Source organism: Citrobacter sp. wls718 (genome assembly GCF_005280945.1).
Lineage (GTDB): Bacteria > Pseudomonadota > Gammaproteobacteria > Enterobacterales > Enterobacteriaceae > Citrobacter > Citrobacter gillenii.
On the sequence record NZ_SZWV01000057.1, the window covers coordinates 5,998 to 16,200 of the forward strand.

General features: G+C 57.7%; 9 protein-coding genes. 1 reads left to right on the plus strand and 8 read right to left on the minus strand.

From position 1 onward, the window contains the following. Window positions 1-199: hypothetical protein (locus tag FDW95_RS23305; protein ID WP_212734299.1), on the plus strand; the 199-nt coding region annotated here is incomplete at its 5' end. A 158-nt stretch (window positions 200-357) separates the two neighbouring features. Here the strand turns inward: FDW95_RS23305 and iolB are convergent. From iolB to iolG, 8 genes are all read right to left on the minus strand, one after another. After that, window positions 358-1,176 carry a 5-deoxy-glucuronate isomerase gene (iolB, locus tag FDW95_RS11405; RefSeq protein ID WP_115257696.1) on the minus strand — a complete coding sequence of 273 codons (819 nt, stop codon included), beginning with the start codon at window positions 1,174-1,176 and terminating at the stop codon, window positions 358-360. Between the two features lie 9 nt (window positions 1,177-1,185). Next, window positions 1,186-2,076 carry a myo-inosose-2 dehydratase gene (gene iolE / locus FDW95_RS11410; RefSeq protein WP_096756056.1) on the minus strand — a complete coding sequence of 297 codons (891 nt, stop codon included), beginning with the start codon at window positions 2,074-2,076 and terminating at the stop codon, window positions 1,186-1,188. Between the two features lie 14 nt (window positions 2,077-2,090). Beyond that, a complete protein-coding gene (iolC, locus tag FDW95_RS11415) occupies window positions 2,091-3,995 on the minus strand; it encodes a 5-dehydro-2-deoxygluconokinase (RefSeq protein ID WP_115257695.1) in 1,905 nt (634 codons plus the stop codon). A gap of 12 nt (window positions 3,996-4,007) precedes the next feature. Next, on the minus strand, window positions 4,008-5,141 hold the full coding sequence (locus FDW95_RS11420) for a Gfo/Idh/MocA family oxidoreductase (RefSeq protein WP_115257694.1): 1,134 nt from the start codon (window positions 5,139-5,141) through the stop codon (window positions 4,008-4,010). Between the two features lie 10 nt (window positions 5,142-5,151). After that, window positions 5,152-6,180: an ABC transporter permease gene (locus FDW95_RS11425; protein WP_096756053.1), complete on the minus strand. Its 1,029-nt coding sequence runs from the start codon at window positions 6,178-6,180 to the stop codon at window positions 5,152-5,154. 11 nt (window positions 6,181-6,191) lie between these two features. Next, entirely contained in the window at window positions 6,192-7,739 is a 1,548-nt protein-coding gene (locus FDW95_RS11430) for a sugar ABC transporter ATP-binding protein (RefSeq protein ID WP_096756052.1), read from the minus strand. Between the two features lie 176 nt (window positions 7,740-7,915). Next, window positions 7,916-8,845, minus strand: a complete 930-nt coding sequence (locus FDW95_RS11435) for a substrate-binding domain-containing protein (protein ID WP_096756051.1) — start codon at window positions 8,843-8,845, stop codon at window positions 7,916-7,918. A 38-nt stretch (window positions 8,846-8,883) separates the two neighbouring features. Then, on the minus strand, window positions 8,884-9,870 hold the full coding sequence (gene iolG, locus FDW95_RS11440) for an inositol 2-dehydrogenase (protein ID WP_115257693.1): 987 nt from the start codon (window positions 9,868-9,870) through the stop codon (window positions 8,884-8,886). Between the last annotated feature and the right edge of the window lie 333 nt (window positions 9,871-10,203).

The following is a 10,203-nucleotide window of genomic DNA, read 5'->3' on the forward strand; positions in this document are numbered from 1 at the left end:
TGGTGTTTCTGGTACTGTCTGGGATGGTTCGCGCTTCTCTTCTGCCGGTGGCCGTATCACCTCGTCAATAGACTCGATGTGGAATACCCCCCACAACCGTAGACAAATTATGTCCTCACGACAAAGCCTGTTCGAAGGCCTCCGGACTGACGTCGCCGAGATGGCTGTGACGCCGGGCCCGGTTGTAGAACGCTTTTGATGTATTCGCAACTAAAAAGCCCTCCGCGTATGCTGAGGGCTTTTTGCACCGATCATGTCATTACCCTGGGATCCAGGGCAATGACCCAATAAACAGATTTTCCAGAGAATAAAAGCAACTAACGTTCGCTGATAACCATAATCACCAAACTCATTCCCCTATTTATCCGCGGGATAATTGCGGTTAATCCATGCGTGGTCATCTTCCCAGGTGAACATCCATTGACGCACCGGACCGGCCATCACGTTCAGGTAGTAACTGTCATAGCCTGCCAGGGTGGCCACCGGATGATAGCCCTTCGGCACCATCACCACATCGCGGTTGTAGACTGCCATACACTCATCGAGCGTCCGGTCGTCGGTATACACCCGCTGCATGCAGAACCCCTGCTCCGGGTTGAGGCGATGGTAGTACGTCTCCTCAAGATAGGTTTCCTGTGGGGGATTGTCGGTATCGTGCTTATGGCTCGGGTACGAACTGGTGCATCCCTCATTGGTCCAGACCTCGACCACAAGCAGGCTGTCGGCAGGTTTGTCTTGCGGCAGAATGTTATGCACATAGCGCTGGTTATTTCCCTTGCCGCGCGCTTCACCGTCGATATCCTGCGGGGCGATCAGTCGTGTCGGGTACGTGCCCTTCCCCGGCGCAGCGCACACCGCCAGCTCAAGCGTCGTCAGCGCGGTGACCTGTACAGCTTCCTGAGAGGTCACGTAAACCGCCCACGGCTTGATGCGCTCAAAGGGACTCATGCGCTCGCCGATATCGGTAAACGTTGCCCCCGGCGTGCTGATGGTCGCGCGTCCGGCCACCAGCACCAGACAACGTTCTTCGCTGACGGCGGGCAGCGTCAGCTGCTGCCCCTCCGCCAGTTCATACGCCTCAAAGCCCACATATCCCCAGCCCGCCCCTTCCGGCGTCACCGACTGGGTACGCCCTTGCACATTCGGCGGCTGCCAGGGTGATAATAAACGTGACATGTTGCCTCCTCAGATAAGCCCGGCATCCCGCGCCAGACGGCTAAGATTGTTATAGCCCAGACGTGCATAGGTCAGCGGATGCGCAATAGCCGGATCCTGCTCTGCCTCCACCACCAGCCAACCCTGATACTGATTTGCCTTTAGCAGCGCCATTATCGGCGGGTAGTCCACGCAACCGTCGCCTGGCACGGTGAAGACGCCGCTCAGTACCGCGTCGAGGAAGCTGGTTTTACGGTTTTTCACGTCGGCCAGCACGTCGGCCCGCACATCTTTGCAGTGAACATGATTAATACGCGATGCCCAGCGCTGCGCCACCGCCAGCGGGTCTGCACCGGCAAATGTCAGATGGCCGGTATCCAGCAGCAATCCCACCTCATTGCCAGTATGCGTCATCAGATTATCCACATCCTCAGCGGACTCAATCACTGTCCCCATATGGTGATGATAGGCAATCTGTACACCCTGCTGCTGGGTATAGCGGGCAAACTCGGTCAGCTTCTCGCCGTATTCCTGCCAGCGCTCCTGCGGGAATCGCGGACGCAGATGAACCGGCGTCTGCTGCTCGCCATGAATACAGCCGCTCACTTCAGCGAACACCAGCACCTTCGCACCCAGCTCACGTAGCAGCGTCAGGTGTGACTGCACGGCGGCAATTTCCTCCTCCACGCTGCGCTCCAGCAGGCGACCGGAATACCAGCCGGAAACCAGCTGCAGGTCGTGGCGTTGCAGGATCGGCCCCAGCAAGCGCGCTTCACGCGGGAATTTATTACCCAGCTCGAACCCGGCAAACCCGGCCTCTTTGCCTTCGCTCAGACAGGTATCAAGCGAAGTCTCTGCGCCAAGTGAAGGAAGATCGTCGTTGGTCCATGTCAGTGGATTAATGCCTAATTGTACCGTCATTCTCTTCTCCTGAATTATGCGTGTCCGCGCTCGCGCCACCAGGCGATAAGCTGCAGGTAGTTGTCCCGAATACGCGCCACCAGCTGCGCATCGTCGATATCGTGTTTCAGCCAAGCGCGGGAGGCATCGCCAAATAATGTCCGTCCCACGGCAAACCCTTTCACCAGCGCCTGACCCGCAGCGGCTTTGAAATCAGCACGGAGCTGATCGGCCGGCGCATCAAGCCCTAAAATAACTACCCCACGGCAGTGCGGATCGCGACGTGCAATGATCTCGCTCAGCGCCGTCCAGCCCGCAGAAGAGAGCGGCGGTAGCTTCCACCAGTCGGGGTAAATCCCCAGGTTATAAAAGCGGGAAATGGCGCGCAGATAGAGCTCATCGCTGCGTGGCATGCTGGCGGGCAGGATCACTTCCAGCAGCAGTTCATGCCCGGACTGGCAGCACGCGTGGTACACCTCCGCGACTTTTTGCTCCTGCTCCAGACGCAGGGCGTGAGCATCTTCCGGATGGAAAAAGACCAGGCATTTCACCACGTGTTCCTGCGGCCAGCTGATCAGCTGCGTGCCGATATTGCCGTGCTCCATCTCCAGCGGACGCGAGCCCGGCAGTTCGATGGGGCGGCCTATCCACCACCCTTCACCGGTGATGGCATTCAGCGCATCCTGACCAAACGTGCCGTCGCACAACAGCCCGGCTTTGCCATCCAGCCCGGCGCAACTCGCCGCTTCCCGGCTGGCCTGTAAGATCAGCTGTTTTAGTGCCGGGATGCGTTTTAGCGAAGCGCCACACTGCAAGGCCATCTCTTCAAGCTGGCTGCGGTGATCGAAGGCCATCACGCACAGTTCCGGCCATTCCCGACGACGCGTGGTGACGCGGTGCAGATGGTTAAGACGCGGGTCGATATCCGGGCGTGGCACCGTGTCAGCCCGAGATAAATAATCATCCAGCTCCAGTTTGCTCGGCATGGCCGGGGCGCAACCGTGGCGCGATACCACCAGCGCGCCGCAGGCGTTAGCATAGCGACAGGCCTGCTCCCAGCCTTCATCGTTAAGGTAGCCACGAAGCAGGCCGGACATAAACGCATCGCCCGCGCCCAGCACATTGAGCACCTCCACGCGCACGCCGGTCACCGTCAGACCGTCATCCAGTTGCGGTGGAATGGCGTCGGTGTATACCGAACAGCCGAGCGCCCCACGTTTGCAGACCAGCGTCGCCTTACTCACTGCCCGCACCTGTGCCAGCGCCTGCAGCGTATCGGTGCTGCCACCGGCAATATGAAACTCCTCCTCGGTACCGACAATCACATCAAAAAGATGCAGTACGTCCTGCAACTGACGCGTTACCTGCTCGGCGGCAATAAAACGGGTTTCGCCGTCGCCTAATGAGGTCAGCCCCCATAGCACCGGGCGATAGTCGATATCCAGTGCCGTACGCACGCCGTGACGGCGGGCATATTCGAGCGCGGTCAGCACCGCGTCGCGGGTTTGCGGGTGAGAAAGATGGGTCCCGGTGATGGCCAGACAGCGGGCAGACGCGATGTACTGTTCATCCACATCGCTGGCGACAATCGCCATATCCGCGCAGTTGTCACGGTAAAAAATGAGAGGAAAGGTGTCCCGGTCTTTAATGCCGAGTAGTACCAGCGCCGTCAGGCGTTCTTTATCCGTTATCAGGTGGCTGGTATCGCATCCTACCTGGTGTAATTCTTCGCGCAGAAAACGGCCCATATGCTCGTCACCCACGCGCGCCAGCATTGACGAGCGCAGCCCCTGGCGCGCCGTGCCGTAAGCCACATTACCTGACGAGCCGCCAAGGTATTTAGCAAAACTGGAAACATCCTCCAGACGCGCACCAATCTGCTGACTGTAGAGGTCAACCGCCACGCGGCCCATGCATATCACATCAAACTGCTTTTCCACGTTGATACCTCTTCAGACAATATCGTTCACGTTCAGCCAGCGGCCTTCCCGGTGTGAGAGCGCAATGGCGTCCAGCACGCGCGACACCTTCCAGCCCTCTTCGAAGTCCGGCCACATCGGCACATCGGCGGCGATGCCGTCGACCAGATCACGCACTTCCACCGTTTTCTGGTCGTTAAAGCCGATACCGTGCCCCGCCCCCAGGCAAAATGCGGCATAGTCCGGATGCGCAGGCCCCACCAGCAGCGTACGAAATCCCTGGCGATTCACCGGATCGTCATGCAGATAGAGCTTCAGTTCCGCCATACGCTCCTGGGTAAAACTGATGGTCCCTTTGGTCCCAGTTATCACATACGAAAGCCCCATTTTGCGCCCGCAGGCGACGCGAGAAGTTTCAATCACGCCCTGTGCACCGCCCGCAAAACGCACCATCGCGTGCGCCTGATCTTCGTTTTCCACCGCCACCTTTTGCGATGAACCGGCCTGCGCCGGGCGTTCCGGCACCACAATTTTCAAATCACCGCAGACCTGCTGAATATCACCGACCAGATACTGGGCCATGTTGACGATATGCGCAGCCAGATCGCCGAGCGCTCCCAGCCCTGCGGTCTCTTTAAAGCAGTGCCAGTGAATGGGCGAAAGTGGGTCGGCCATATAGTCTTCGTTGTGGGTGCCGTAGAAGTGGATCACCTCGCCAATCTCACCGCGCTCGACGATCTCTTTCGCCAGCTTCGCCGTCGGGTTTTTCATGTAATTAAACCCCACCAGCGTTTTCACCCCGGCCCGCTTCGCCGCTTCAACCATCTCGTGAGCGTCACGCGCATTGAGCGCCAGCGGCTTTTCCGAGTAGACGTGCTTGCCGTGGCGAATCGCCTCCAGCGCCATCTCTTTGTGCAAATGATTGGGTGAACAAATATCCACTACATCAATGGCCGGGTCTGCCACCAGCGCGCGCCAGTCCCCGGTTGAACGGTTAAAGCCAAACGCCTGCGCCCGCTGCGCCGCCAGCTCCGGCGTAACTTCGGCGACCATTTCGCGCACCAGCTTGCCGCGCAGGTTGAACACCGTCGGCGCCTGGGCATAGGCGATGGCGTGCGCCCTGCCGATATACCCGGTGCCAATCAATCCAATGCGTACCTCTTTCATTATTTATCCCTCACAATGCGCCGCGACGGCTCTTGGCATAGGTGTCGAACGCCACCGCCAGAACGATAATTAACCCGGTAATAATTTGCTGGTAGTAAGCCGAGACGTTCATCAGGACCAAGCCGTTAATCAGAATACCCATGATGATTGAGCCGATAATGGTGCCGCCGATCCGTCCGTATCCGCCCATTAACGACGTTCCGCCGATCACCACCGAGGCGATAACGCGCAGCTCAAACGAGATCCCGGCCACCGCCTCCGCGCTGCCCAGACGCGCGCTGAGAATGAAGCCCGCCAGCCCGGCAAGACAGCCAATCAGCACATAGACGCTCACCAGTACCCGTTTGACGTTGACCCCCGCCAGACGCGCCGCTTCCGGGTTGCCGCCAATGGCGTACACAAAGCGACCCCAGCGGGTTTTATGCAGCGCCAGATAGCCGCCGATAGCCACCAGCGCGAAGATCCAGATAGGAATGGAAATGCCGAGCAGCTCGCCGCGTCCCCACCAGCGGTAACCCGCATCGAAACCGGCGATCGGCGCACCGTCGTTTACCACCAGCGTCAGGCCGCGCCAGATGGTCATCCCACCGAGGGTGACGATAAACGGCGGCAGGCGCAGGCGAGTCACGCCGAGTCCGTGCAGAAAACCAATTGCGGTGCCCATCGCAAGGCAAATCCCCAGCCCAACCAGCCAGCTCAGGCCGCCCCAGGCGTTCGGGTCAACGGTGGTAAAGTTGTCGCCCTTAATCACATACGCGGCGGTCATGGCGCAGACCGCGAGAATGGACCCCACCGACAGGTCGATCCCGGCGGTCAGAATGACAAAGGTCATCCCCACGGCCATGATCCCGTAGATCGACACTTCGGTCAGAATGTTGAAAATATTACGTTCAGAGAGAAAATTGCTGTTCTGCAACTGGAAGAAAATCAGCAGCAGGATCATAAAAATCAGCACGCCGAAGCGCTCAAAAAAGGCGATGGGATCGAGGCGTCCGGCACGTTTACCCGGAACCTGCGTTTTAGAAATCATCTGCGTCATGAGAAACTCCGTTATGCCGCGTTCAGGGCGTTGTGGTTGATGGCCATCATCGTCATCAGCCGCTCGTCGTTGGCGTCATCGCCGTGGATCTCGCCGGTCACACGACCTTCACTCAGGGTGATTATCCGGTCGGAAACCGCCATTACTTCAGGCAGATCGGAGGAGATAACAATCACCGCCACGCCCTTTTTCGCCATTTCAAACAGCACCTGATGCACCTCTGATTTAGTGCCGACATCAATGCCACGCGTCGGCTCATCGACGATCAGCACGCGGGGATTGAGCGCCATGCAGCGCGCCAGAATCACTTTTTGCTGGTTGCCACCGGAGAGCTTGCGCACTTCCTGGGCGCTGTTGACCATTTTGATCTGCAGCGCCTGGCGATAAGCCTCAATCAGCGCATCCTCTTTGCGGGTGTTGACGAACCAGCGCCAATGCAACAGAGAAGAGAGGCTGGAGAGCGACAGGTTGTCGCGAATCGACAGCCCCAGCACCGCGCCCTCTTTTTTGCGATCTTCAGGGACCATCGCCACGCCCTGATCCAGGGCATACAGCGGATCGCGCGGCAGGTACGGCACGCCATCCAGTTCAAAGGTGCCAGAGGTAAAGGCGTCGGCACCAAACAGACAGCGCGCGACTTCAGTGCGCCCGGCGCCCACCAGACCGGCAATGCCTAACACTTCTCCGGCATGGACGTGAAAGCTGATGTCATGCAGCGCAATACCGTGCGGATCCAGCGGCGGTTTCACGCGGCTTAGTCCCTTGATCGCCAGGCGGACAGGTTTGTCCTGATGATGGGTTTCACTCGGCGGGCGACGGTTAAACGCCACGTCACGCCCAACCATCAGGCGGATCAGCTGTTCTACCGTGGTCTGGGCAACCTCTCCGCTGCCGGTAAAGCGGCCATCCTGGAAAACGGTAAACCGATCGCAGAGTTGGAACACTTCGTGTAGACGGTGGGTGACATAAATAATGCTCACGCCGCGACTTTTGAGCTCCCGCACCACCCGATGCAGGCTTTCCACTTCGCTGTCGCTCAGTGCGGCAGAAGGCTCATCCATGATGATCAGCTTCGCATTGAGTGTCAGCGCACGGGCAATTTCCACCATTTGTTGTTGTGCCACGCTCAGGCGGGCCACTGCGGTGGTTGGCGCCACGTTCAACTGCAGATAATCCAGAATCACCTGCGCTTCCTGATTCACCGCCTTTTCATCAACAATCAGATTGCGTTTGCGCGGTTCACGTCCGAGGAACATATTCTCGGCGACGGTCATATTCGGCAGCAGGTTAAATTCCTGATAGATAGTGATAATGCCCTTGTTCTGCCGCTCAACGGGGGAATCATCCACCGGCAACGTTTCACCGTTGAACCAGATATCACCGCGAGTTTGCGGCTGCGCGCCCGCCAGCGCCTTCAGCAAGGTCGATTTTCCTGCGCCGTTTTCACCCAGCAGCGCGTGAATCTCACCTGCCCCAACGGTCAATTGCGCGCTGCTCAGCGCCCAGACACCGGAAAAACTTTTTGCCAGGTCGGTCACATTCAATAAGGGTTGCGACATCAGCCTGCTCCTCCTTTAGAGTGAGCCCCCGTAACGGCGGCTCCAGATATACACAAAATCATTCAAGCTGCATCAAGGCGGCAAGTCTGAGAATCCCCAGGAGCTTACTCAAGTAAGTGACTGGGGTGAGCAGATGCAGCCAACACAGAGGCAGCTTGAAGGATGACGTGTATAAATTAGTTACCGGCCTCGTTAATACGCTCAGCCTGCTGCAGGGTCTCTTTGGTGATAAGCGTTGGCGGATAGTCCGCGCCGGTGATCGGCTTCTTCTCACGCACGTTGGCGACCAGTTGGCTCATCGCCGTGGTGACCGCAAAGCCAGGACGCTGATCCGCCGTCACCGCCATCCAGCCATCACGCACACGCGCCAGCGCTTCCGGCACCGCATCGAAGCCCGTTACCAGCACTTCACCGGGTTTCATCCCCTGGGCTTGCAGCGCTTCAATGGCCCCCAGCGCCATGTCGTCGTTAGCGGAGAGTATCACCTGCGGACGTTTCGGCAACGAAGGCAGCACGCTCTCAACAATGCGCATCCCTTCAGAACGCATCCAGTTACCCGTCTGATCGGCGACGATCTTGTACTTTTCGCCACCCGCTTTCAGGCTATCGCGAATACCCTTGGTCCGTTCAATGTTGGAAGACGATCCCGGCTGGCCGGTGAGCAGAATAATGTCCGCCCCTTCAGGGAATTTGGTTTTCACAAAGTCGCCAATCACCTGGCCACCTTTGTAGTTGTTGGCACCGAAGTGCGGCACTTTCTTCTGGCTGTCAACGGAGCGGTCAAGCGTGACAACCGGCAGTTTTGCATCCTGGATTTCATCTACCGCGCTGGAGACGGCGTTAACATCATTGGGGGAGACGATAAATCCCTGCGCCCCACGGGTGATGGCGTTTTCCAGGTCAGCGACCTGCTTCGGCGAGCTACCCTGCCCGTCAAGAACCTGCAGATTTACACCCATCTCTTTTGCGGCTTTTACCGCCGTGCGCTGCATGTGGACTTCAAACGGCATCGCCAGGTTTGGCGTACTGAACACGATCTGTTCGTTTTCAGCCATTGCTGTCCCGGAGGTCATGGCGATGAGGACAGCTAAGATCAGTTTTTTCATTATTATGTCTCTCTGTGTAGGGGGGTTGGGTATAACAATCAGAGGAGAACTTCACGCTGGCTGTGCAGGGATTCCAGCGCTTTATCCGCGAGGTACAGCGCACGCTCACCGTCATCACCGCTGCAATCCGGGACCGCTTCGCCACGCAGCACGGCCACAAAATGTTCCCATTCCGCGGCATAAGCTGCTTTGTAGCGTTGCAGGAAGAAATGTTCCGGCAGGGCACTGGTGCAGCCGGTCTTGCCATAGTGCTGCACCTGATTTTCCAGAATGTTGCCCGCGCACAGCAGCCCTTCAGAGCCGTGCAGCTCCAGGCGCTGGTCATAACCGTAAGCAGAGCGGCGGCTGTTGACGATGGTCGCCATCGCGCCAGAGGCATATTTCAGGACGATAAATGCGGTATCGATGTCCCCGGCTTCACCAATCGCCGGGTCGACCAGGTTGCTGCCCTGGGCGTATACCGAGACCGGCTCTTCTCCCATGATAAAACGCGCCATATCAAAATCATGGATAGTCATATCGCGGAACATCCCGCCGGACACACGGACATATTCAGCCGGCGGCGGTGACGGGTCGCGGGAAATGATCAGCAGGGATTCCGGCTTACCGATACGCCCGGCCAGCACATCCGTTTTCACGCGGCGAAACTGCGGATCGAAGCGGCGGTTAAAACCGATAAACAGCGGTACGTCGTACTCTTTGACCACTTTCAGGCAATCGCGAACGCGGGCCAGGTCCAGATGTACCGGTTTCTCGCAGAAGATGGCCTTGCCGTGACGGGCAGCCAGTTCAATCAGATCCGCGTGGGTATCCGTGGCGGAGGCGATCAGCACGGCATGAACATTCGGATCAGTCATCGCCTCATCCAGGCTCTGCAGACGGGCCTGATATTGCGAGGCAAGACGGGTGGCAAATTCCTGATTCGGGTCGACAACGGACCAGAGTGTGGTGGCACTGTGACTGGCAATGTTAGCTGCATGTACCTGGCCAATTCGGCCAGCGCCCAGTAAAGCAATGTTAAACATAACGGCTCCCGGTGTTGGTGAATGCGATGAACTAACGACACTATAAATAAAACATTTATTTCATTTTTATAAATAGTGAAAATTATGTTTTTGGGTGCGGGTTAACACTTTTGAGATAAGTGAGACAAAATCTGTTATCAATATCACAACATCGACGGGTGCCAGATAGGGAAATTCGCCCTCTTCCGGTCGGGAAGAGGGCAACGTGTGAAAAACCAGGAGAAATGAAATGAAAATTTCGTTATGGAGGATTGCCGGATGGCGGTGCTAATGCCTTATCCGGCCGTTAACCATAGTCCGTAGGCCGGGTAAGCGCAGCGCCATCCGGCATGA